A 23,557-nucleotide genomic window follows, 5' to 3' on the forward strand; every position below is an offset into this window, starting at 1 on the left:
TCCCTGTGCGTACACCACGTCACCAACAAGGGGTTGATCAAAGATGAAGAAGATGGTTCTACTCGCGTCCGCTGCTGGCCTTCTCTCGCTCGCAGCCTGCAACTCGAGCCCGCAAGAGCAAGCCGCTGACAACATCGAGGCGAACAGCGAGGCAGTGGCCGATAACCTCGAGGACGCTGCCGACGCGACCGGTAACGAGGCTGCCGAAGCAAACCTTGAGAACGCCGCAGATGCGGTGCGGGCAACGGGTCAGAACCAGGCCGAGGATATGCGGACCAACGATCCGGACACCAATCTTTCGAATGGCATCTGATCTTCCAAGAGATTAGAAGCTGTCTTGGCTCGCTCCCAAGCAGCTAAACGAGAAGGGCATCTGGGTCATCCGGGTGCCCTTTTCTTGACCGATCAAGCGTCCACTCGCATCAGCTGTGCAGGGTAAGGTGCCACCAGCTGCATGGCGTCCTCGATCGGCGCGCGCAGCCATGTCTCCTCATCCTCGTCGTGCAGCAGCACCGGCATCGCCTTCGGATGGATCGGCGCCACCAGTGAGTTCGGCTCGGTCGTCAGGAACGCGAACACGGCGCCGCCCTCGGCCGGGCGCCAGATCCCGGCGAAGCTCACGATTGGTCGGCTGGGTACGTCGAACCAGTGGAGTGGCAGCTTACCGTCGGCGCCACGGGTCTGGCCGTATTCGCTAAAGGCGGTGAATGGCACCAGGCAGCGTCGTTCCGGGTTCACGAGCGCGCTCTTCCAGAAAGGTGACGTGTAGTTGCGGACGTTCGTCACCTTTTTGTCGAGCAGCACCGGCTTGCCCGTCGCCTTGTCGATCCGCTTGCCGGGCACCTTGTGCGGGAAGCCCCAACTCATCGTGTCTAGGATACGCGCACCGTCAGCTTCGCGCACGACATACGCCGGCTTGTCAGGAAACAGTTCGGGCGGCGGAATGGTAAGGTCGTCAGGATAAGGCGAGACGATCCCGTAGCGGCCGGCAAGTTCGGCCTGCTTGGCCGACATACGATAGCGATTGCACACGCAGGCTCTCCGGTAGGCTCGAGAGCCTCGCGAGACGACGAACCTCTTCCCACGCTACGATATGGGCAAAGTGCGCGGCGTCAAAATATACCTGTTCCGAGTACAACGCTCAGCAATCCTCTGTTGAACGCCCTGCCTGCGCCGCAGGTACGTAGCGCCGGCCCAAATGGATGCGCCGTTATCTGGTCAGTTCCGGGCTGCGTGCGGCCTGCAACGGTGCAGGCTTCGACCTTCGCAACGCCGCGAACGCCCTACTGCGTTGTCGTGCCGGCGATAGCCGCGGTGTTCATCGAAGCGCGACGTCGAGACAGAACCTGCTGTTCAGACAGCGGAGAGCCGATTGCAACGCGATCCTTAGCTCGCGGCGAGACCTGACTTTGTAGGTAGCTCATGACGACGACGACGCACAGGACCGCGACCAGCGCCCCGTACATGATCAACGAACTTCGCTTTTCCATCTGACCTGCCGTCATAGTTCGGCGGGCTCAACGCTGAATAGTCGCTCCGTTTCCTTAACCATGATCAATATTGCATGTTCGGACCGTGTGGCTGAAGTTACGTGCACCGGGTGTCGCATTCAGCCGGTTCTCCCGGGCGTCTCGCAGTCCCTCGATTTCGCGAGACGCCCATTCAGCCCCGCTGTTGTAGCATGGTGAGCACGCCATCGCCCGCGGACATGACTAGTCTTCTCGAAGCGGACGGGCAGCTAACGCCCAAAAGCGGACGTTCGTCCGCCTCACCGAGGCTTGAGGGCGGTAGGCCTACCGGCGACGACGTATATGGCGTAAGTCGCTTTCAGATAGGCGCTTTTGTGCGAGGCTTTAGCATGGACCTGCAAAGCGAGAACGAGGCGCTGAGAGCGCAGTTGCGGGAAAGCGAGCTCCGCAATCAGCTTTTCTCCGAGAGTTGGGCGCAAGCGGTATGGGAGACCGACGCCGCGGGTGTCGTCGTCGCAGACAGTCCGAGCTGGCGCGCTTACACCGGACAGAGCCTTTCCGAGTGGATAGGCAACGGCTGGCTGGACGCCGTTCACCCCGGCGACCGAGCTTTCGCGGAGCGGGGATGGCGGGAGGCGTTGGCAGCCCGGTGTGTCTTCGATGCAGACTTCCGCCTTCGTGCTTGTCCCGGCGGGTGGCGCTGGACGAACGTGCGCGCCGCGCCGCTGCTCGACTCCGCAGGTCGGATTGAGAAGTGGGTCGGCCTGAACATCGACATCGATGACCGCAAGCGCGCTGAGGAAGCGTTGCGCGAGAGCGAGCACTTGCGCCGCGTTGCCCTTTCCGGTGGTCGGATGGGATCCTGGTGTTGGGACCGTGAGGCAGACCTGATCCGGGGGGACGAGCAGTTCTTCGCTCTATGGGGATTGCCTCCGACCGACAAAGCGCTGCCGCTCGCGACCTTCGCCGCGCACATGTCTGCCGAAGGCGCAGCGGAGATGGAGGAGGTGGTCGCTCGGGCACTTGCGACGGCCGAGGAATTCTCCGGGCCGCTAGAGGTCGTTGCGGGTCCGAGGAAGGGAAATTGGGTGCAGTGGCAGGGCCGCGCCGCCGAGGACGACCCTTCAGTCCTCTACGGCGTCACCTTCGACATCACGGAGCGGCGGGCGACGGAAGCGGCGTTGCGGGCGAGCGAAGAGCAGCAGGCGTTCCTGCTCCATCTCAGCGATTCCGTCCGGACGCTCAAGGAGCCCGCCGATATCCAGGGCGCGACCACACGCCTGCTTCGCGAGAAGCTCGACGCCGGATGGTGCTATTATGTGGAGTGGGCTTCGGACGGGAACGTGGGCCTCGTCCTGCGCGATAGCGCGCGGCAGGGACTTCCGTCGCTTGCCGGCAACCACGACGTGTCCGATGCACTCGAGTTCGTCCGGCTCCTGGAGGGCGGCGCCGTCGTGACCGTTCCAGATTACGCCGCCTACGAAGATCTTCCTGAGCGTATCCGCGTGCAGTTCGTGAAGCTCGGCTTCCGGTCGATGATCGTCTCTCCCCTGGTCAAGGAAGGCCGTCTCATCGCCTCGCTAATCGTGGGCGACGTCGACCCGCGAGACTGGTCAACGAGCGAGGCATCACTTGTGGTCGAAGTCGCCGAGCGCACGTGGGCCGCGCTGGAACGCGGACGCTCGGAGGCGGCGCTCCAGGCAAGCGAGCAGGCACTCGCTACCGATCTCGTCGACGCGGAACGGCTGCTCAGCCTGTCGGAACGACTGGTTTTGGAAGAGAGCATGCAGTCGATCTACGACGAGGCGCTGTCCGCGACCGTCGCGATCGCCCGAGCGGACGCCGGAACCATCCAGGTCTACGACGCGGCGACGCAGGCGCTGGAGCTGATCGTCAGCCGCAACTTCTCGCGCACGATCACCGATTATTTCCACCGTGTCGACGCGAGCAGCCGGACCGCGTGCGGGATCGCGCTGAAGACGGGCGAGATCGCCTTCGCTGATTTCCCCGAAGAGGTCGGCGACTTCGGCTGTCAGCTGCTCGTTGGCGAGGGCATCCAATCGGCCGTAGCCTATCCGCTGATCTCGCGCACCGGTGCGCCGCTCGGGATGCTCAACGCGCATTGGCGTCACGCCAGGCACCGGCCGGACGAGCGCCAGCTACGTTTCCTGGGCCTGCTCGCGCGTCAAACGGCGGACCTGATCGACCAGCGGCGGAGCCAGAGCGCCCTCCGCGAGATCCGGGAGCAGCAACGGGCCTTGATCGAGGGCGTGCCGCAGCTCGTCTGGCGCGCCGTTGACGGCGGACAATGGACCTGGGCCAGCCCACAGTGGACCGACTTCACCGGGCTGCCAGAGGAGCGTAGCCACGGCTTCGGCTGGCTCGATCCGGTTCACCCCGACGACCGCTCCCACGTTCGCGACGTTTGGGCCGGCGCGATCGAGCGCGGCGAGTTCCAGGTCGATTACCGGCTCCGCCACGCCGAGGAAGGCCGCTACCGCTGGTTCCAGTCGCGTGCGACGCCTGTGCGCGACGAGCACGGCGGGATCGTGGAGTGGCTAGGCACCTCGACCGACGTAGACGATCTTCGAAGAGCGCAGGACCGGCACGAGGTATTGCTTGCTGAGCTACAGCATCGAGTCCGCAACATCCTCGCGGTAACCCGCTCTATGATTAGCAGATCAGATGATGGCGAACGTTCAACCGAGGACTATGTCGCCCATCTGCAAGGTCGAATTTCAGCCCTGGCGCGGACGCAGGTGCTGCTAACGCGAGCGGCCGGGAGCACGGTGGATCTGGAACTCTTGATCCGGGACGAGATTGTCGCCCAAGCGGCGTCCGATGATCATGTCAGCCTCAAAGGCGAAGCCGTAGCAGTGTCGCCAAAGGTCGCTGAGGTGCTGACGCTTGCGGTTCACGAACTGGCGACCAACGCGACCAAATACGGTGCCTTCTCACGTGAGTCCGGCAGGCTCGAGGTCAGCTGGACGATCGACGAGCGCGACGGGCAGCCGTGGCTGACGATCATCTGGCGAGAGCATGGCGTGCCGATCGTCGATGCAGTGCCGCGCCGGCAAGGGTTCGGGACAGAATTGATCAGGCGGCGCATCCCGTATGAGCTTAAGGGCTACGGCAGCGTCGAACTCAGGCCGGGCGGGTTGGCAGCCCGTATCGAGTTTCCGCTCGTCGACGGCGAGAGCATCCTTCAGACTGATGCAGGAGGACGGTAACATGGAAAAGCCCACGCTGCAGAACGCACGGATACTTATCCTCGAGGACGATTACTATCTCGCGACCGATCTTCAGGCAGCGCTGGAAGCGGCTGGTGCTCAGGTCGTAGGCCCGTTCGCTGATCCAGCGGACGCGGCTCACGCACTAAAATCGAATGCGCCGAACTGCGCGCTCGTCGACCTAAACCTTGGCCGGGGGATCGATTTCGAACTGCCGCAGGAACTCGCGCGACAATCGATCCCGTTTGCGTTTGTGACGGGATATGATCGAGATGCGATCCCTGACACGTTCGCTGGAACGGCCAGGGTCGAGAAGCCTGTCGCCCCGCAAAAGGTCGTGGAGATCGTACGGCTGTTATTGGCTGTTTAGCGCATATGGCTCCGAATGTCGTAGCGCCTGGCCGGCAACCGCGTCTGGCAAATGGAGATAATGAGGATCGAACTCTCCGACGCGTACCAGACCCTGCCAATCAAGGACGGTGGTTTCTCGACCCGAGCTTTCGAGCAGCCCTTCGCCGCGTAGCGACTGCATCATCCGGTTCACGTGCACCGACGTCAGGCCGAGCGCATCGGCGATCTGATCCTGGGTTATGGGCATCGGAAAGCGGCCCTCGATGAAGTTGCCGATCTGGTTCGATCGCACCGCGAGCTCACAGATCAGATGAGCAAGGCGTGCCCGCGCATCGCGTCGGCCAACGTTGACGAGCCAATGCGCGACGATGTTGCCGTCGATGACGCACTCCCGCCAGAGAGCGGCACCCACGCCGGGAAAGCGCGCGACCAGATCGCGAAGGGCGGCATGCGGGATCTGAAGGATGGTTGTGGACGTAAGCGCGACCAGAGGCGCAGGAGCAGCCGGAAGCATCAGCGAATGGAGATCCACCATGTCGCCTGCCACATGCATCGAGACGATCTGGCGAGCCCCGTTCAATACCTGAGCGAACCTTGCCACGATGCCATTGGCCACGATACAGGCATGATCTGCCGTATCTCCAAGCCGCACGATCTCGCGATGCGGCTGCACCTGTCGCGGCGTCACCGGCAAGCCGAGGATGCCATCGCACTCCTCGTCGTTCAGCTTGGATCGGCCCTCGACCTTCGCCAGGAAAAGCTTCAGCGGGTCGGGTCCCTTGAGAAAGCTCATCGTCGGTCTCCGCAAACCGCTTACACAGAGATCAAACGTCCAGAGGCAGTCTATAACACAAGTTCACTTCTACCCTTCAGCTCACCGGTGCGCGGCCAAGCTCAGCGGTGAACCATCGGCAGCTTACCTCCCAAATTCAGCCGTTTTGGCGCACGTTCTGACGATTTGGGTTGCGATGTTTGCCATCGTGGTTTGATGGATTCGACTCGGTCGGTGATGTCCGCTTCCCTCCCGATAGCGGACTTCAGGCGTAGGTACCGCGAGCGGCCACACCGGTGAACAATCTAGCGTCCTGCATGCTGAAGGCTGCATAGCGGCTAGGGTCCTGATCGACGGTAATGCGAGCTTTCCAAACGCACATATCTCGTGAAACACGAGCAGCGCGGCGATACTAACTGCTCCAGCTAATTAGGTTCGGGTGGATTATGGTGGACCAATCTGATCTGACTACCGAGGAACAAGCGCGCGCTGCAGGGAAAGCAGCAGGAGCGCAGATGGGCATGCACGCCATCGATTGTCCAATTTTCCACGACCGGCTTGATCTACGAAGCGCGTGGATGGACGGCTTTTCTGAAGGGCGAGTTACGCAAACACGCAACTCGGCTACTCCAGGCTGAAGCGTCGTCGGGATCGTCCGCTCCGAGGATCTCTGCGTGATAGTGAAGCATCTACGCTGGGGCAGAAGCGGCTTCCGCCTCTGGTGCCACCGAGTAGACATTCACCCTATTGAGCGTAACTCGTTAGAGCCGGTCCCATAGGTCCTGCCTGTCGATTGCCAGCGGATCGGGAGCAGGCGGGTCAGCAGGGTTATCGAGCGGCTCTGCAACGATCGCGGCTGTTACGGCTATTTTCAAAGGCGCCTATCGCAGATCCGGAAGCTATCAGTCGGTCAGCCGGATCATGTCGGATGCCTTCTCCGCTATCATGATGGTGGGAGCGTTGGTGTTGCCCGAGACAAGCCTCGGCATGACGCTCGCGTCGACTACCCGAAGCCCATGAACGCCGCGGACGCGAAGCTGCGGATCCACCACCGCAGACGCATTGCCACCCACCGCGCAGGTCCCTACCGGATGGTAGAAGGCGCCGCCACGAACCGTCGACGTAAACGTGGCAGGTCGCGCACGCGCACGCTCCTCCGCAATCACCGTCAATCCCGGGAACGCCATTTGTCACGGCGACCTCCATCGCCGACTGACCGTCAGGCGCGGAAGGATGCTGATGCATTGCCCGTCTGGCTCACACCTGCGTCCTTATGAACGAGCGACCGGAGTTGGGAAGCGGCGTCACGGCGCTGAATGACCGCTGGTGGGTCCCTTCCATCACAATTTCTACGAGCCTTGCTTCGGTTTCCGCGGCTTGGGCGTCGGCAGCTCGGCCGCCGTGATGCGCAGCAGCTCGCCGAGCCATTCGGCGTCGTCCCATCGATCGGCCGCGATCAGCATCTGCGGTCTGGCACCGGGATATGGCGGCGCGTCCGATACGGGCTCAGCAACAACGCGGCCCGACAGCGTCGGCTTGACGAACAGCTGATCGTCGCAGACCGAGCCGATCATCTTACCATCGACGTAGACGCCGTACTCACCGAACATCGGCTTGGCAGTAACCGTGCCGGCACCGCTCGCCTGTTCAAGCAGGAACTCGATTGTGCGTTGCTGCGTGGCCATACACTGAACCTAACAGACCACAGTCGCCGCGGGCAACGGACGACCAAGGACTGCATCGCCGACCATCGTGAACGAGCGGCCGCTTTCAGGGTAGGTCAAGGCGCCGTTGAACGGCCAATAGTGGGTCAAAAAATTCCCTGATGACCCAAGTCCGCAGCATGTTGCCAATTTCGTGCCCAGCGCCGCTTCTTCAATTTAGCAGCGAGCCTGCCGCAACGGAGAAGGGAGCGGCGAGCTTTTCGACAACTGTGATGGTTGGATTGCGCGCACCACGCTCGATGTCGCTCACATAGGTGCGGTGGATGTCGGCGCGATCAGCGAACTCTTCCTGACTCCAGCCTTGTTCGAGCCGCAGCCGCCGCAGATTGGCCCCTAGACGCTTTCGAATGTCCACAGCGGGACTGAAGCGCAGCTGTCGCCGATCGTTCTACAGACGATCAGTGACAAAGCCGTTGACTGCCGGCTGGAACAGCGGATTGGTGCTGTCACTGATCGTCGACGGAGAGTTGCGTGGCAGGCAAAGAAAGCAAGCATCGTGAGGCAGCGAGAAAAGGTTGGGAGCGCGGCGGTGGCGGGCGAACAGAATGGAAAACATGGCATGTCGTCACGGTGGCAAGCCTCGGCGCTGTGACTGCGGGCATCGTCGCGCTTGGATCGAGCACGCCTGTGCCGGAAAGCCCGGCACCCAGGGCGGAGACGAAAGCACCTTCGGTCGCTCAGGCGTCTCCATGTAAGATACGGTTCGTCATCGAGCGCGATGCAGCGGTCAAGGATGACACGGTCCTGCTAAGGGCGCCGGCCAGCAAAGCCGCTCCTATTGCGAACTCCCAAGGCAAGACCAATCTGTCCGACATCAAGGCACTTGCTGCCATCACACCTGAGATGCCGCTGCGTGTCATGTGTGAGGAAGGGGCATGGTCACGGGTCAGGGTATTGGCCACGGGCTTGCGCTGGATGGAAGGATGGGTGCCGAACAAAGCGCTGCGTAAGCTCGTGCTCGACGATGCCGGGCATCGGGTGCTCACCGCCGCCGATCTCCAATGGCAGCCGGGCAGCGGCAGCGACCGTCGCGAGATCGTGAAGATCGCTAATCTGATCCTGCGCAACGACAAAAGATGTGAGGCGATCGATGAGCGCTCGCTGCTCGTCGAGGGAAGCCGTTCCGACCGCCGTTACACGCTTCTCTGCGATGGGCCCGGCGGGTCGTTTCCCATCACCTTCACCGCCCGGGATGCCGCATCACGCTCTTTCCCGGGGGTTGCTGATCCAGCTGGATCCGATCCTTCAGGCGAAGCTTCGTTCTCTGCGCCAATCAGCAAGGCCGACGCCGCTGACGCCTGCATAGACGCAATCACCGCACAGCTCGCGCAGCCGCGCTCGGCCGACTTCCACACCTTTACCGACACAACGTTCAACGTGGACGGTGCACGGGCGCGGTTCACCGTCGGCTTTGATGCGAAGAACGGGCTGGGCCTTGAAGTCGAGCAAACGGCAGCCTGCATTTTCGAAGGAGATAGTCTTGCCAGCGCGGAGATCTTGCCAGCGGGAAGCTAGGCAGGCCGGGTGAGCAGCACCACAATGGCACGTGCCACGGCAATGATCCGATCTGTTGTGGCGAGCACAGTTTGCGCTCGAGCCAGCGCTTCGTCTTTTGATTGGCGTTGCTGGCCCTCAAACGCCGGGGTGATCGCATCCTCCAGTTCGCCAGTAAGTATGGCAAACAATCCGCAGACGAGATCCGCATCGTCATTTCCACTCATGCATGGCTCCTCTGGCGTACGAAGCGACACGAGGCTCGGCAAGTCTATCCGCAGCTTTTGCCTTTCAGCAAAGCTTTGCGAATAAGGCTCGACTTCAGCACCCCTTAGAGCGACCAGCGTTGGCGTAGCCCGACTTGGAACAGGATCGCGGCGCATCCAGGCAGCGCTGCTCGCCTGGCCGCAGGTGGTGGAACCGGGCGCTGAGGTCAGGTTCCGCAAGGAGCCTGCGATGGCCTGCCCAACGAACTTGGCGGCAACCTCGGATGTACAGACGATGCCGGAACTTACCCAAACGACGGTCACAGCGAGGGGGCTGAACCAGACCTTGTGGCGACTGCTGACGAAGCCCGAACCACTGACGGCAGCGGAATGGGCGCTCGTCGAGGAGTTCGAGCGGCAGTGCTGAGTATCGCCGCGGCATTGTCTAAAAAACTGCCCGAGCTAGCCTCGCATGCGGCGGGTCGGCCGGTCGATCCACAATTTGCGCCCGGTTACCGGATCGCGTTCTGCGAGCAGCTCGTGCGACCACCGCCGCTGATACTCCAGGAATTGCGTCATACTATCGACCTGGTCGTCGTGCCTGCCGAAGGGGAAGCTGCGCAGCTCGTGGCGGAACGCCTCGAGCCACGGCGCTTCGCTGGGAAGGACACAAAGCCCTGCTTCGAGCTGCCCGGTCACCCCGATGAGCCGCTCTTCCTTGCTTTGCGTCGGTCTCGACATGACGGGGCGAAACTCGCGATCTGCACGAAACTCCTGCCACAGCGCGATCCCCGAGCCGGCCTCCTCGATGATGACCTCGTCGGCACGCCATTGGCGGCGCTGGCTCAGCACGGCGCGCTTCAGGTCAGGGAAGGCTAGCCGCTGGCGCAATACGTCGACGAGGTACCAGCGCTTCTCGCGGTAGCCCCATGTCGTGCAGACCGAATAGTCTGCCGTCGGCTCGTCGCTGAGCCCGGTATCCCAGCTTTGTACAACGCGATAAAAATCGGCGCGCTCGAGATCTTCGTCGTGGTTGGCGAACCATTCCAGCCGAATGAGGTTGCCCTCCGGCGCCACCGGGTTCTGCTGGAACTGCGCCGAGAATACCTGTGCGCCGAGCGTTCTACGCTCGGCATCTAGCTTCTCGCGTGTGACGCCAGGCCGGTCGAGCAGGTCACCGGCCTTGCGGTGATGCACATGCTTCGGCCCGAGCCGGATAATCTCGTCGCGCTCGGCAATCGCGGGCAGGCATAGATGCTTGTAACCGCTGTCGAGCAGCATCGCCGGCAGATCGAATTCGTGCAGCCGCTGCGAGATCGAAATGATGGCACCACCACCAGGGCTGTTGAGGCGAGTGGCAAGCGTGCCGGCAAACCACGCACGCGCTTCCTCAAGCTTGGCCTCGCTTCGCGCGTCATCGGCCTTGAGGCAGTCGTCGACGATGATGACGTCGGCGCCATGTCCGGTAACGGACCCGCCAACCGACACTGCCTTGCGCCCGCCACCGCGTGTCGTGACGGTTTCCAGCATGCGATTGCCGTCCTCGGCAATCTGCGCCGCTGGGAACAGCCGGCGATACCAGGCCGACTGCATGATCGTGCGTGACTGGGTCGCGTGAAGGCGCGCCAGATCCTGGCTGTAAGTCGCGACCATGATCCGTCGCGCGGGATTATGCCCAAGAAGAAATGCCGGAAGCGCCACTGACGCCGCAACCGACTTCAAATGTCGGGGCGGCACGGTGATGACGAGCCGAGCGCCGTCCTGCGCGCTCGCCTCGATAAGCGAATGGCAGATTGCCTCCAGATACCAGGCAAGCTGAAGCGGCGGCGCAGCGGGATGCAGATCCTGGAACACGCGCATCAGGAACAACGAAAAGTCCTGGCGCAGCATCGCATCGAGGGGCGCGCTCATCGCTCGCCCTCCGCTTCACGAGCCTTGCGAAGAAAGGCCTCAACAATGGCGCGGTCCGCGGCATCCATCTCCTCCGCTGAAACGTCGTTGGCGACGTTCAAGCCCGACGGTGCCGACGCCTCGTCTGAGATGTATTTTGCATATAGCTTGAGCGTCGTGATGATGGCACGCATGTCGCCGCCGAAGCTTTTCTCGGCTGTCTTATGAACGATGGCTTCCATCTTAGACATACGCGTCGAGCCGGTCGCGCTACGTACGACCACCTTCTGCGCAAACACTTCGCGAACGATGGTCTTCAAGCCTTTCGCGCCTTTCGGACGCCCCTTCTTGTTCCCGCTCTCCCCCTTCTTGAACTGCGAGTGTTTCGGCGGCTTTTTGTAGCCGACAGGGGAAGGCGCAGATTCGGCAGGAACGGCTGATGCAGTCTGTTGCGGCTGAGGAGAAGTAGGAAGCGGATTCGGAAGTGGTGCCGATGTTGCGCCTGTGTCGTTGGCAGGGCGGCGCGTGCGTGGGCGCGCGACCACATCTGGGCGAATGATCGGTGCGGCGTCCCGGGAAGTATTGCTGGTCATGTCGGCGAGCTTTCAATAGAGGCGCAGATGGGATCCGCGCCCGCTGATTGGTCAGGGAGCATCAAGCGAAACGAGCATTTACCCGTCCGCGCGCAGCGGCTCGGCACGAGCGATGGCAACTTCGGCGAAGCTCTCCCCGGTCGCCTCGAGAACAGCCTTACGACCGGACAACTTTTCCCAGCGCCGGATTGCCACATCGATGTAGCGCGGCTCGATCTCGACCGCGTAGCCGACCCGCTTGGTGCGCTCACACGCCAGGATAGTGCTGCCCGAGCCTGAAAAAGCATCGAGCACGATCTCGCCCTGGCGGGTGACATCGCGAATAGCTTCGGCAAGCAGCTGGGTCGGCTTGACGGTCGGATGGTCGGCAAGGTCGGCATCGCGCGTCGCGCCGAAGGCGTTCGCGCCCGCCTGTGTCCAGATGTTTGTGCGATAACGGCCGTGCTTGCCCAGCTCGACCGCATTGGTGTGCGGCGCCGAGCCATGTTTCAGCACCAGCACCAGCTCATGCTGCGAGCGGTAGAGGCTACCCATCCCGCCATTGGTTTTGGCCCAAACGCACAGGTTGAGGTGGCGCAGGCCTACATCACGTGCGGCCGACATCAACTCAAATAGATGGTGGTGGTCCATGAAGGCCATCACGATGGCGCCGTCCTTGAGGTGCGCGCTCATGTTGGCGAGATAGGATTTGTTGAAGTCGATGAACTCGGCGACCGACATCTCGCCCGAGGCCATCGCAAACTCGGCATGGCGACCGCCGCCCGAAACATGGCCGTTTACCTTTACGTTGAACGGCGCATCGGTCAGCACCATCGCGCCGCTGGCGCCATTCATCAGCCGCTCCCACACTGCAGGCTCGAGCGAGGAGCCACACAAGAGCCGATGCTTGCCGAGTAGCCACAAGTCGCCGGGTTGCGAAACCGGCATGGCATCAGGAAGCTGATTTTCGCACGCATCGTCGTCATTTGCAGCAGCGGCGCCATCGAGGATGACGTCGATCTCGCCGGTCGACCAACCAAGGATCTCGATAGGCGTCTCGTCCAGCTCAATGATGCTCGAGATTTCGATCCGCAGCAGCTCTGCGTCCCAGCTGCTCGACGTTGCCAGCTGGTTATCCGCCAGGCGGTAAGCCTTGACCTGCGCCGCGCTCCAATGCGCCGCGACCAGAACCGGCACGTCATTCGTGCGGAGCCGGCGCGCAGCTTCGAGTCGAGCATGGCCGCAGATGAGCACGCCGTGCACGTCGACCAGCAACGGCAGCGCGAAACCGAAATGGCGCATCGACGCCATCAGTTGCACGATCTGCTTCTCAGGGTGCTTGCGCGGGTTGCCGGCATAGGCCTGGATCTCAGCCAGCGGGCGATAGCTAATAGGACCAAGCCGCTGTTCGAGCACAGCGGGAAGGTCAGCAGCTTTGTTGCGTGTAGCAGTCTTTGTCATGTCGGTTCCTCAAAGAAAAACGGACAGACGAATGACCGGTCTCGACGCGCGACCACTCGCCTGCCCAATCAGGTAAAACTGGGCGGTCATTGTGATCCCATGCTGCTTCTGCCGGATGGCTTCTGATGCTCGGGTGGAGAAATTTGCCTCCAAGGACGCAGCTACACGCAACGAAGCACATCGTCAATAAGCCAACGAAAACAATTACCTAGTCCGACTTTTTATGTCAAGCGGAGTCTGGTGAGGCGTCCACTTGATATGTTTCGCCCCGCTTCACCGATGCTCGCTGCACCTTGCCTGTTCGACAAGAAAGCTGGCCTGATATGTTGCCGTAATTCCCTGTTTTCCGATCACGGGAATTTGCCGCCAGACGCGGCGGAAAAGCCGGGGTTTCTGGAGTTTGAGGGTACCGCAAATCCCATAAAGCGAGGCCATTCCCTGTTAATCGCACCAGAACAGGGAAAATCCGCGGTGACGAAGCGCAACCGAGCTTGGCCTCGGCAACCCACTTGGATGCCGCACATACGAAACGAAAAACTGAGGAATTGGCATTCCGTACCTCCCCGGAGAGCGCCGGAGAAACTCGCCACTCTGACCCGCGATAGTGCTCGCCGCTTCGCTCTCCAAAGTACGGAGCACAAGCGAATGCGCGCGGAACTGCGCCGTTCTAGGAGCGGCCCGCAAAGCGAAATGGAATCTTCTAGACTGGGTGGCGGAGCGGGAGGGATTCGAACCCTCGATACGCTTTTGACGTATACTCACTTTCCAGGCGAGCGCCTTCGACCACTCGGCCACCGCTCCGCATTGCCGGGAGCCGGAGCCCCTAGGGCGGACAGGCGCGCGGCGCAAGCGCCGCCGCATTGCGCGGGCGGGGCCAAGCGTGCACGATCGTGCGATGCTCGCAACGCTTCTGCCCTTCCTGTTCGTCCAGGCCGCCGCTGCGCAGGCCGCTGGCCAAACGCAACCTGACCCTCGTTCGCCGATGGAGATCGTCGCTGCCGCACCCGCATCCGATTGGCGGGAAATCGGGGCCAGCGAGATGCTGGTGATGGACGTTGGTGGGGGGCGGCGGGTCGTCGTGCAGTTGATGCCGGCGCCATTTGCACAGGCGTGGATCGGCAACATCCGAACCCTTGCCACGGCGAAGTGGTGGGATGGGACAAGCGTCAACCGCGTGCAGGACAATTACGTCGTGCAATGGGGCGATGCGAGCGAGAAAAAGCCATTGCCGCCTGGTCTTTCAGCGGCCGGCGAGGCGGATTACACCGTGTCCGCGACTTCGCTCAATCCGCGTGAGATGACGCTCGGGCCCGCCGACGTCTATGCACGATCGACGTATTTCTATCGTGGATGGCCGATTGCCGGCGACGAAGGGTGGCCGAACGGAGGCGCGCAGAAGGGGTTTGCGAGGGGTGCGCGGGCGTGGCCGGTGCATTGCTACGGCACTGTCGGCGTGGGGCGTGACGTGTCGCCGAGCACGGGGACGGGCGCGGAGCTCTACGCCGTCATCGGCCATGCGCCGCGCCACCTCGATCGCAACATCGCGGTGGTCGGCCGCGTGATCGCAGGGATCGAGCATCTGTCGAGCCTGCCGCGCGGAACCGAAGGACTGGGTTTTTACGCCAAGCCCGAGCAACGCGTGCCGATCACCCGGCTGCGGCTGGCGAGCGCATTGCCCGAGGCAGAACGGCCGCGCTTCGAATATCTTTCGACCAGCAGTGCGACCTGGACGCGCTACGCCGCGGCGCGCGCCAATCGCCAGGATGCGTTCTTCATCCGCCCGGCCGGCGCGGCGGACATCTGCAACATATCGGTGCCGGTTCGCGCGATACCGTAATCCGACGGGAGGGCGACCGCCGCAGCGGGCGTCGGGAGATCGTGGCGCCGAAACGCCGCTGGGCAAGCCGGGCGCCGCAGGCGCGTTGATCGACGATGGTGCGATGCCGCACGCTCGTTAACATGCCGTCTCAGCGCAACAGGCGAGCGAGGTATCGGCCGAGACGCGGGGCGTGGGTGGATCGCCTGATACGGCCGACGATGCGGTCGGCGGCACGATCGAGCCAGCGCAGGTGGTGGCGGCGCAGCCACAACCGGACCTGCGCGAGCCGCACGTCGAGCAGCGTCGCGCCGTGCGGATGGGCAGCGGCCGAGCGCAGCGCGCGACCGGCGGTAGTCGGGTCGCCGACCGCTTCGAGGTGCGCGGCATAGCCCATCCAGGCGTGCGCGTTGCTCGGCGTGCGCCGGATTGCGGCGCGGTGCAGCGGGGCGGCATCGTCCGCACGCCCCAGCCGATCGAGCAGCGTCGCTTGCAAACTGAGGATATGCGATTCAGGCTCGATCGCGGTGGCGCGCGCGAGCAGCCGGATCGATCGCTCTGGATGGCGCGCGGCGCAGCGCTTCGCGAGCACGAAATGATGGTGCTGCGAGGCGCGACGGGCATGGCGCACCTGGCGCAGCATCGCGGCGGGATCGAACGTGCCGGCGATGATCTGGCGCAGCGCGGCCTGCAGCGCGCCGGTTTCGACCAGCAGCGCACCGACCGGGTGTCCGCCGCCGACCACAGGAACGAGCGTCGTGGCACCGGCGGCGGCGATTGAACTGGCATGGCGCGCGTCGCCGGCAACGCGGGGGTCATAGAAGACGTATTGGCGCGCGGCGGGCACCAGCGGGGCTTCGGCGAAACGGGTGCGGGCAACATCGGGCTGCCAGCGCCGTTCCCACGGCACGACACGCGGATCGACGCTGATCTGCGGCGACAGCGCGACCGCTGTGTCCGCACCGCACCCGGCGGCAAAGCGCAGCGCGGCATAGCCGCCCATGCTGGACCCGTAGGTGATCGCGCGATCGTACAGCCGGGCCGTCGCCGCGACGTGGGCGAGCGCATCCGCCATGTCGGGATATTGATACCAGCGATTGCTGCGGTTGATGACGTGGACCGCATCGATCCGTGCGCGGCGCAGGAAATCCTCGCCGAAGCCGGCACGGTCGGGTGACGGATCATCGGTCAGCGAGCCAAAGGTGATGATTAGCGTGCCACCGCGCGAGCCGACGCGGCGGACCACCAGATTCGGCGAACGGAACAGTTCCTGTTGCAAGCGATCCCCTCGGCAACGCTGGTAGCGCAGCGCGGGCGGTGCGGCGAGAGCGGGATTGGCGAGCAAAGCGGGGGAGTGGTGCGGCGAAGGGTGCGGTGCTCCTGCGCGGGCCGCCAAGCGTACGCCATGACGAAGGCGATGCACCGGCGGCGCGGCGAACGGCGCGTCATGGCCGAGCGGCTTCGTGGAGCGTTCGGAGATCGCCAGGCGACAGCCCGGGTATGGCGAGATTGAAAAAAGGATGAGGGCGCACGGGGGCGAGGGTGGCGCGAGGTTGCAGTAGCGCGGGATCGTGCAAACGACGCTGCGGCCGCGACTGAACCTGTAACGTGCGGCCCGCGGCCGGGGACTGGCGTCCGCGACCGCGGAGTCGAACGGAGCGGGCGCTCGGGTCGATCGGGCGGACCGGACAGCAGCGGATCGGTGCGCAACCGCGCCCGGGAAAGACCGATATCTCGTACGGCACGTTCCCATGGCGCGCAATGGGATTGCGCCGCGGGCTCACGGAAGGAGCAAGCAATGCGCCCGGACGCGTCGAGCGTTCTTGAACTGACGACGATCGACCTTGAAAACCGCTGCCGTCTATTGCCGGATCAGGGCGTCCTTCGCGTTCGGGAAAGAGCCATCGTCAGAGGGCACTCTAGATGGCGTGAGGCGCGGCGGCGCTGGTCCTCCCCGTTCTTGTGCGCAAGGTGCGCCGGCCAAGGCTTGATCTGGCGCGTCATCCACCAGCCGATTTGGGCATCCTCGCATCTGGGAAAGGTCGAGGCTGCCGCGGAGCGATCCTGGGCGCGCGGCGCGGCAGACCGCGCTTCGACGGAGGAACCGGCAAGCCGCGCGGACGTGCTAGTCGTCCTCGTCCTCGAAGCCGACCAGCGCCAGCGCGCGGGCCTTGATCTGGCGCGTCATGCACCAGTGGATCAGCGCGTCCTCGCGCCCGTGGGTGACCCATACTTCGCGCGGGGCGATTTCCTGGATCGTGTCGATCAGTTCATCCCAGTCGGCGTGATCGGACATGATCAGCGGCAGTTCGACGAGCTTCTGCCGCGCGCGTTGGCGCACGCGCATCCAGCCGCTGGCCATCGCGGTGATCGGATCGGGCAGGCGGCGCGACCAGCGATCGTTGAGCGCGCCGGGCGGGCACATCACGACGTGCCCCGCCATCGCCGCCTTGGGCACGCCGGCGACGGGGATCAGCTCACCCAGGCGAACGCCGTGCTCCGCGTAGAGATCGCACAGGCGCTGGAGCGCGCCGTGGATGTAGATCGGCGCTTCGTGCCCGCGTTCGCGCAGCTCGGCGATGACGCGTTGCGCCTTGCCCAGCGCATAGGCGCCGACGAGGACGCAGCGATCGGGATTGGCGTGGAGCCGCGCGACGAGCTTGTCGATCTCGTCCCCGGTATCGGGGTGGCGGAAGACGGGCAGGCCGAAGGTCGCCTCCGTCACGAACACGTCGCAGGCGACGGGCTCGAACGGCGCGCAGGTGGGATCGGGGCGGCGCTTGTAATCGCCTGAGACGACGATCCGCTCGCCGCGGTGCTCCAGCAGGATCTGCGCCGACCCGAGCACGTGGCCGGCGGGAACGAAGCTCGCCTCGACGTCGCCAAGCCGCACCGTCTCGCCGTAGGCGACCGGGTGCCCGGCCTGTTCGCCGTAGCGCGCGTCCATGATCGCGAGCGTTTCCGGCGTCGCCCATACCGCACCGTGGCCGCCGCGCGCGTGATCGGCGTGGCCGTGGGTGACGAGGGCGCGCGCCTGCGGAATCGAGGGATCGATCCAGGCATCGGCGGGGCGCACGTAGATGCCGTGGGGGTGGGGTTCGAGCCAGTCGCCGAGCTTGGGCATCAGCCGAATACGCACGACCGGATCGAAAAGCCCAACACCCTCGTTATCCGTGCGACTGACAGGAGAGTTTCGCATGGCATATTCGATATTCGGCGACAGCCTGTGGGCGATCGTCGTCGTCGGCGGCTTCATCATCCTCGCCACGGCGCTCGCCTTCGCCAAGCTGCGCAACAAGACGACGCCGGCGCAGGACGCGCGGACCGAGCAGGCAACGCGCGACCTGTACAAGGAGCAGTCGCGGCAGGACAGCATGCGCGGTTGACGTCGCGAGGCGAGGGCGCGGGGCAGGTCGCCCGCGGCGTTCCACGTGGGCGATGGATGCGCGACGTCACGACGGAAGGCGCGCCGTCGACGGCGGTAGCACGCCGGTTCTGCGGAGCTGCCGCCGACCCTATATGGCGCGGCGATGACGGATACGCTGCCCGCCCCGCTCGCCGACTGGTTCGCCTCGCGCGGGTGGCAGCCGCGGCGGCACCAGATGGCGATGCTGGCCGAGGGGCGCGCGGGGCACCACGCGCTACTGGTGGCGGCGACGGGCGCGGGCAAGACGCTCGCCGGGTTCCTGCCGACGCTGGCCGAGCTGATCGAGGCGCCGAGCGAGGGGCTGCACACGCTGTACGTCTCGCCGCTGAAGGCGCTGGCGGTCGATATCCAGCGCAATCTGGTCACACCGGTGGCGGAGATGGGGCTCGACGCGCTCGGCATCGATATCCGCATCGAAACGCGCACCGGCGATACGCCGTCCGACCGCAAGGCGCGTCAGCGCGCCCGCCCACCGCAGATCCTGCTGACGACGCCCGAATCGCTCTCGTTGCTGCTGAGCTATCCCGACAGCTTCACGATGTTCGCAGGGCTGAAGACGATCGTGATCGACGAGGTGCACGCCTTCGCGACCGGCAAGCGCGGCGACCTGTTGTCGCTGTGCATGGCGCGGTTGCAGGCGATCGCGCCCGGCCTGCGGCGCGTCGCGCTGTCGGCGACGGTGGCGGATGCCGACGGTTATCGCGCGTGGCTCGCGCCCGATGGCGATATCGACGCGGTGAGCCTGGTGCACGGCGACCAGGGCGTCGATCCGAACATCGCGATCCTGCTGCCCGAAGATCGCGTGCCGTGGGCGGGGCATTCGGGGCGCTACGCCGCGGCGCAGGTGATGCGCGAGATCGAGGCGCATCGCACGACGATCGTGTTCTGCAACACGCGCAGTCTCGCCGAGCTGATTTTCCAGGATTTGTGGAAGGCGAATGACGCGCAGCTGCCGATCGGCATTCATCACGGCAGCCTGGAGAAAGAGGCGCGGCGCAAGGTGGAGGCGGCGATGTCCGCCGGGCGGCTGCGCGCGCTGGTGGCGACCGCGAGCCTCGACCTGGGGGTCGACTGGGGCGACGTCGACTGCGTGATCCAGATGGGCGCGCCCAAGGGATCGTCGCGGCTGCTGCAACGGATCGGGCGCAGCAACCACCGGCTCGACGAATCGTCCGAGGCGCTGATCGTGCCGGGCAACCGCTTCGAATATCTCGAGGCGCGCGCGGCGCTCGACGCGGTGGAGGCGGGCGAGCTCGACGCCGACGTGTTCCGCACGGGCGCGCTCGACGTGCTGGCGCAGCACGTGATGGCGTGCGCGTGCGCCGCGCCGTTCAATCAGGCGGCTTTGCTGGATGAGGTGCGATCGGCGCTCCCCTATTCGGCGCTGACCGACGAGCTGTTCGACAAGGTGCTCGGCTTCATTCGCGACGGTGGTTACTCGCTGCGCGCCTATGACAAGTTCAAGCGGCTGACGCAGGACGGCGAGGGCCCTTCGAGAGGCTCAGGACAGGGACTGTGGCGCGTGAGCCACCCCAAGTTCGTCGCGCAGCACCGGCTGAACGCGGGGATCATCGTCGAGGCGACGATGCTCAAGGTGCGCTTTCGCAACGGCCGCGCGCTGGGCAAGGTGGAAGAGGCGTTCGCCTCCACGCTGAGCCACGGCGACACCTTCTTCTTCGCGGGCATGAGCTTGGAAGTGGAGAAGATCGACACCGAGGACCTGATCGTGCGCGCGACGGCGCGGCCGGCGCGGATCCCCACCTATGGCGGCAGCCGCATGCCGCTGTCGACCAACCTCGCCGATCGCGTGCGCGGGTTCCTGGCGACGCCCGAGGAATGGCCGCGCTTTCCCGACGACGTGCGCGAGTGGCTGGAGATCCAGGCGCGCCGCTCCGCGCTGCCGCGCCCCGATCAGCTGCTGGTCGAGACCTTCCCGCGTGAGGGGCGGCATTACATGGTCGCCTATAGCTTTGAAGGGTGGAACGCGCACCAGTCGCTCGGCATGCTGATCACGCGGCGGATGGAGACGGCGGGGCTGAAGCCGCTGGGGTTCGTGTCGAACGATTACGCGATCGCGACCTATTCGCTCGATCCGATCACCGACCCCGCGGCGCTGTTCTCCGCCGACATCCTTGAGCACGAGTTCGTCGAGTGGGTGCAGCAATCGCACCTGCTGAAGCGCGCATTCCGCGAGGTGGCGGTGATCGGCGGGCTGGTCGAGCGGCAGCACCCGGGCAAGCGCAAGACGGGCAAGCAGGTGACCTTCTCGACCGACCTCATCTACGACGTGCTGCGCAAGTACGAGCCGAGCCACATCCTGCTGGAGGCGGCGTGGGCCGATGCGCGCGCGCGGATGACCGATGTGGGGCGGCTCGCCGGGCTGCTCGACCGCGCGGCGGAGACGATGCTGCACGTCGACCTGCCGCGCGTGTCGCCGCTCGCGGTGCCGGTGCTGGTGCTGATCGGGCGCGAGAAGGTGGCGACGGGCAGCGCCGACGACGCGCTGCTGATCGAGGCTGAGGCGCTGGCGGCGGATGCGATGCGGGTCGACTGACCGGCGGGGGCGACGCCGGACGTCACGCGGAATTGCTGCGCAGCAATTTGCTTTGACAAGGGGCCGGAACGGGCGCTTCATCGTGGGGATGCGTCATTGGTTCGCCTTGTCCCTGCTGTCACTGCTCGCAAACACCGGCGAGCCGTTGCCGGTGCAGGCGCCGCAGCCCATTGCCGCGCCGGCGGAGGAGCCGGTACCGACGCTGGGCGAGCAGCTGGCGTTCGGCAACAACGGGCCGCGAATGACGGTGCCGGTGCAGATCGCGGGCGCCGGGCCGTACGAATTCATCATCGATACCGGCGCGCAGCGCACCGTGATCAGCCGCGAGCTGGCGGGCAAGCTGGGGCTGGCGGGCGGGCGTAACGTGCGGCTGACGGGGATGACGGGAACCGAGGACGTCGGCACCGTGCTGATCCCGTCGATCTCGGTCAGCACGCTGGGCGGATCGGCGATCGAGGCGCCGGCGCTGTCCGCGGCGCATCTAGGCGCGCCGGGCATGCTGGGGATCGACGCGCTGCAGGGGCACGCACTGGCGATCGATTTCGACACGCAGAAGATGAGCGTATCGCCCGCGCGCCGCCGCGGCGAACGCGTGCGCCCCGCGCCTGACGAGATCGTGATTCAGGCGAAGAGCCTGTTCGGGCAGCTCGTCGTCACCGATGCGCGCGTGGCGGGCGAGCGGGTGCGCGTGATCCTCGACACCGGCAGCACGGTAACGATGGGCAATCTTGCACTGCGCAAGCGGCTTGCGAAGCGCGGCAAGGTGGCGCCGATCACGCTGATCAGCGTGACGGGCGGGGAGCTGGTCGCCGATTACGGATCGATGAAGTTGATCAAGATCGGCAGCGCGGAGATCAGCGACATGCCTGTCGCCTTCGCCGACGTGCCGCCGTTCCGCGCGTTCGGGCTGGAGAAGAAGCCAGCGCTGATGCTGGGGATGGACGCGCTGAAGCTGTTCACGCGCGTGCAGATCGATTTCGCCAATCGCGAGCTGCGCCTCAGCTTGCCGCGCGGCAGCCGGCGCAACTGGGAGCCGGCGCGCTTCGGCATCTTCTGATCCCGCGCACCGTTAGAGCGTTGCGCCGCCACGCTTTCCCTGCAACGATCGCCAGCATAACGAGCGGGAGAGAGTGATGCGGGGCGTGTGGCGTTTTCTGGCAGCGGCGGCTGCGCTTTCCCCCGCGATCGGTGCATCGATTCCCGCGCAGGCGCAGCAGCGCCCCGACCAGCAGGCGTTCTTCGGCCTCTACAAGGAGCTGGTCGAGACCAACACTGTCGTCGGGCAGGGGAGCTGCACGCGCGCCGCGCAGCAACTGGCGACGCGGATGAAGGCGGCTGGCTATCCCGCCAGCGCGGTGACGGTGTTCAGCGTGCCAGAGCATGCCGAGGACGGCGGGATCGTCGTGACGCTGCCCGGCACCGACCGCGCGCAAGGCGCGATGCTGCTGCTCGGCCATCTCGACGTGGTGGCGGCGAAGCGCGAGGACTGGGTGCGCGATCCGTTCAAGCTGGTCGAGGAGAACGGCTTCTACTACGCCCGCGGCACCGTCGACGACAAGGCGATGTCGGCGGTATGGGCGGACACGATGATCCGTTTCGCGCAGGAGAAATATCGCCCCAAGCGCACGATCAAGCTGGCGCTGACGTGCGGCGAGGAGACGACCTACGCGTTCAACGGCGCCGACTGGCTGGCGAAGAATCGGCCCGAGCTGGTGCGCGCCGACTTCGTGCTGAACGAGGGCGGCGGCGGGCGGCTCGACGCGGCAGGCAACCGCCAGGCGCTGGCGGTGCAGGTAGGGGAGAAGGCGGCGCAGAACTTCACGCTGCTCGCGACCAATCCGGGCGGGCACAGCAGCGCGCCGACACCCGAGAATGCGATCTACGAGCTCGCCGACGCGATCCGCGCGGTGCAGGGCTATGAGTTTCCGATCAAGTTCACCGACACGACGCGCGCCTTCTTCACCGCGACGTCGCAGGCGCTGCCCGCGCCGGTCGGCCCGGCGATCAAGCGGCTGCTCGCCAACCCGGCCGATCGCGAGGCGGACGCGATCGTCAGCCGTGACAAGACGCTGCACTCGACGCTGCGCACGACGTGCGTCGCGACGCTGGTGAACGCGGGCCACGCGGAGAACGCACTGCCGCAGCGCGCGACCGCGAACGTCAACTGCCGCATCTTTCCGGGCGAGAGCGTCGACGGCACGCTCATCAAGCTACAGCAACTCGCCGCGGCGAAGGTGAAGGTGACGGCGAACCAGCCGGTACGCCCAATCGCGGTGCCGCCGCCGCTCGACCCCAAGATCATGGGGCCGATCACCACGCTGGCGGCGAAGCATTTCCCCAAGGTGCCGGTGGTGCCGATGATGTCGACGGGGGCCACCGACGGCGTGTTCTTCGCCACGCTCAACATGCCCGTCTACGGCGTGCCGGGAATCTTCCTCGAGCCCGACCTGAACGGCATCCACGGGCTGAACGAGCGGATCCGCGTCTCCGCACTCTACGAGGGGCGCGACTATCTGTACGATCTGGCGAAGACGCTTTCGAGCTGAGGACCGCCGGCGGGCAGTGGCCGGAGCGGGATGGTCCGCGGCGGC

Annotated in this window: 21 protein-coding genes, 1 tRNA gene and 2 pseudogenes; 11 read left to right on the forward strand and 13 right to left on the reverse strand. The window is 64.9% G+C overall.

The window, feature by feature from the left end; translation table 11 throughout:
• Positions 1-43: 43 nt before the first annotated feature.
• Complete coding sequence (locus F1C10_RS14715; RefSeq protein ID WP_185207299.1) at positions 44-313, forward strand: hypothetical protein; 270 nt, start codon at positions 44-46, stop codon at positions 311-313.
• Between the two features lie 92 nt (positions 314-405).
• On the opposite strand, the gene F1C10_RS14720 is transcribed toward F1C10_RS14715, so the two are convergent.
• Positions 406-1,032: an SOS response-associated peptidase gene (locus tag F1C10_RS14720; RefSeq protein ID WP_258042957.1), complete on the reverse strand. Its 627-nt coding sequence runs from the start codon at positions 1,030-1,032 to the stop codon at positions 406-408.
• An 826-nt stretch (positions 1,033-1,858) separates the two neighbouring features.
• Between F1C10_RS14720 and F1C10_RS14725 the strand changes: the two genes are divergently transcribed.
• Together F1C10_RS14725 and F1C10_RS14730 are read left to right on the forward strand one after the other, a co-directional pair.
• Positions 1,859-4,699, forward strand: coding sequence for a PAS domain-containing protein (locus F1C10_RS14725; RefSeq protein ID WP_185207301.1), 2,841 nt, complete (start codon positions 1,859-1,861; stop codon positions 4,697-4,699).
• Position 4,700: 1 nt separating this feature from the next.
• Positions 4,701-5,069 (forward strand): response regulator, encoded by a 369-nt coding sequence (locus F1C10_RS14730; RefSeq protein ID WP_185207303.1) that lies wholly within the window; start codon positions 4,701-4,703, stop codon positions 5,067-5,069.
• Here the strand turns inward: F1C10_RS14730 and F1C10_RS14735 are convergent.
• Positions 5,055-5,843 (reverse strand): Crp/Fnr family transcriptional regulator, encoded by a 789-nt coding sequence (locus F1C10_RS14735; RefSeq protein ID WP_185207305.1) that lies wholly within the window; start codon positions 5,841-5,843, stop codon positions 5,055-5,057. The two genes, F1C10_RS14730 and F1C10_RS14735, sit on opposite strands and share 15 nt — an antisense overlap.
• A gap of 425 nt (positions 5,844-6,268) precedes the next feature.
• Here F1C10_RS14735 and F1C10_RS16930 point away from each other — a divergent pair, with 425 nt between their 5' ends.
• Complete coding sequence (locus tag F1C10_RS16930; RefSeq protein ID WP_374939352.1) at positions 6,269-6,460, forward strand: Rmf/CrpP family protein; 192 nt, start codon at positions 6,269-6,271, stop codon at positions 6,458-6,460.
• Positions 6,461-6,724: 264 nt separating this feature from the next.
• On the opposite strand, the pseudogene F1C10_RS16770 reads toward F1C10_RS16930, so the two are convergent.
• The 4 genes and pseudogenes from F1C10_RS16770 to F1C10_RS14755 all read right to left on the reverse strand — a co-directional run.
• Positions 6,725-6,925, reverse strand: a pseudogene (locus F1C10_RS16770) (GMC oxidoreductase); the annotation flags it as partial.
• A 4-nt stretch (positions 6,926-6,929) separates the two neighbouring features.
• Positions 6,930-7,067 (reverse strand): annotated as a pseudogene (locus F1C10_RS16775) (2Fe-2S iron-sulfur cluster-binding protein); the annotation flags it as partial.
• 104 nt (positions 7,068-7,171) lie between these two features.
• Positions 7,172-7,507 carry a TfoX/Sxy family protein gene (locus tag F1C10_RS14750; RefSeq protein WP_185207307.1) on the reverse strand — a complete coding sequence of 112 codons (336 nt, stop codon included), beginning with the start codon at positions 7,505-7,507 and terminating at the stop codon, positions 7,172-7,174.
• A gap of 190 nt (positions 7,508-7,697) precedes the next feature.
• Positions 7,698-7,901, reverse strand: coding sequence for a helix-turn-helix domain-containing protein (locus F1C10_RS14755; protein WP_185207309.1), 204 nt, complete (start codon positions 7,899-7,901; stop codon positions 7,698-7,700).
• 116 nt (positions 7,902-8,017) lie between these two features.
• On the opposite strand from F1C10_RS14755, the gene F1C10_RS14760 reads away from it, so the two are divergent.
• The gene (locus F1C10_RS14760; protein WP_185207311.1) at positions 8,018-9,061 is read left to right on the forward strand and encodes a hypothetical protein; all 1,044 of its coding nucleotides are present in this window, start codon (positions 8,018-8,020) and stop codon (positions 9,059-9,061) included.
• Here the strand turns inward: F1C10_RS14760 and F1C10_RS14765 are convergent.
• Positions 9,058-9,267, reverse strand: a complete 210-nt coding sequence (locus F1C10_RS14765; protein ID WP_185207313.1) for a hypothetical protein — start codon at positions 9,265-9,267, stop codon at positions 9,058-9,060. The genes F1C10_RS14760 and F1C10_RS14765 overlap by 4 nt on opposite strands.
• Before the next feature lie 274 nt (positions 9,268-9,541).
• Here F1C10_RS14765 and F1C10_RS16780 point away from each other — a divergent pair, with 274 nt between their 5' ends.
• Positions 9,542-9,673: a hypothetical protein gene (locus F1C10_RS16780; protein ID WP_258042958.1), complete on the forward strand. Its 132-nt coding sequence runs from the start codon at positions 9,542-9,544 to the stop codon at positions 9,671-9,673.
• A 35-nt stretch (positions 9,674-9,708) separates the two neighbouring features.
• Here F1C10_RS16780 and terL read toward each other — a convergent pair whose 3' ends face one another.
• The 4 genes from terL to F1C10_RS14785 form a co-directional block, all read right to left on the reverse strand.
• The gene (gene terL / locus F1C10_RS14770; protein ID WP_185207315.1) at positions 9,709-11,157 is read right to left on the reverse strand and encodes a phage terminase large subunit; all 1,449 of its coding nucleotides are present in this window, start codon (positions 11,155-11,157) and stop codon (positions 9,709-9,711) included.
• On the reverse strand, positions 11,154-11,729 hold the full coding sequence (locus F1C10_RS14775) for a DUF5681 domain-containing protein (RefSeq protein ID WP_185207317.1): 576 nt from the start codon (positions 11,727-11,729) through the stop codon (positions 11,154-11,156). The genes terL and F1C10_RS14775 overlap by 4 nt, the downstream gene beginning before the upstream one ends.
• A 78-nt stretch (positions 11,730-11,807) precedes the next feature.
• The gene (locus F1C10_RS14780; protein WP_185207319.1) at positions 11,808-13,169 is read right to left on the reverse strand and encodes a DNA methyltransferase; all 1,362 of its coding nucleotides are present in this window, start codon (positions 13,167-13,169) and stop codon (positions 11,808-11,810) included.
• A gap of 710 nt (positions 13,170-13,879) precedes the next feature.
• Positions 13,880-13,970 (reverse strand) — tRNA-Ser (locus F1C10_RS14785).
• A 94-nt stretch (positions 13,971-14,064) separates the two neighbouring features.
• On the opposite strand from F1C10_RS14785, the gene F1C10_RS14790 reads away from it, so the two are divergent.
• Positions 14,065-15,006: a peptidylprolyl isomerase gene (locus tag F1C10_RS14790; protein ID WP_185207321.1), complete on the forward strand. Its 942-nt coding sequence runs from the start codon at positions 14,065-14,067 to the stop codon at positions 15,004-15,006.
• A 130-nt stretch (positions 15,007-15,136) separates the two neighbouring features.
• On the opposite strand, the gene F1C10_RS14795 is transcribed toward F1C10_RS14790, so the two are convergent.
• A complete protein-coding gene (locus tag F1C10_RS14795) occupies positions 15,137-16,264 on the reverse strand; it encodes a hypothetical protein (RefSeq protein WP_185207322.1) in 1,128 nt (375 codons plus the stop codon).
• A gap of 846 nt (positions 16,265-17,110) precedes the next feature.
• On the reverse strand, positions 17,111-18,109 hold the full coding sequence (locus tag F1C10_RS14800; protein WP_185210281.1) for a ligase-associated DNA damage response exonuclease: 999 nt from the start codon (positions 18,107-18,109) through the stop codon (positions 17,111-17,113).
• Between the two features lie 73 nt (positions 18,110-18,182).
• Between F1C10_RS14800 and F1C10_RS14805 the strand changes: the two genes are divergently transcribed.
• The 4 genes from F1C10_RS14805 (at position 18,183) to F1C10_RS14820 (ending at position 23,512) form a co-directional block, all read left to right on the forward strand.
• Positions 18,183-18,371 carry a hypothetical protein gene (locus F1C10_RS14805; RefSeq protein ID WP_185207324.1) on the forward strand — a complete coding sequence of 63 codons (189 nt, stop codon included), beginning with the start codon at positions 18,183-18,185 and terminating at the stop codon, positions 18,369-18,371.
• 144 nt (positions 18,372-18,515) lie between these two features.
• On the forward strand, positions 18,516-20,966 hold the full coding sequence (locus F1C10_RS14810; protein WP_185207326.1) for a ligase-associated DNA damage response DEXH box helicase: 2,451 nt from the start codon (positions 18,516-18,518) through the stop codon (positions 20,964-20,966).
• A gap of 88 nt (positions 20,967-21,054) precedes the next feature.
• On the forward strand, positions 21,055-22,023 hold the full coding sequence (locus F1C10_RS14815) for a retroviral-like aspartic protease family protein (protein ID WP_185210282.1): 969 nt from the start codon (positions 21,055-21,057) through the stop codon (positions 22,021-22,023).
• Positions 22,024-22,099: 76 nt separating this feature from the next.
• Positions 22,100-23,512, forward strand: coding sequence for a M20/M25/M40 family metallo-hydrolase (locus tag F1C10_RS14820; RefSeq protein ID WP_185207328.1), 1,413 nt, complete (start codon positions 22,100-22,102; stop codon positions 23,510-23,512).
• The last annotated feature ends 45 nt before the right edge of the window (positions 23,513-23,557 follow it).

The sequence above is a fragment of the Sphingomonas sp. NBWT7 genome (genome assembly GCF_014217605.1).
In the GTDB taxonomy this organism is placed as follows: Bacteria; Pseudomonadota; Alphaproteobacteria; order Sphingomonadales; family Sphingomonadaceae; genus Sphingomonas.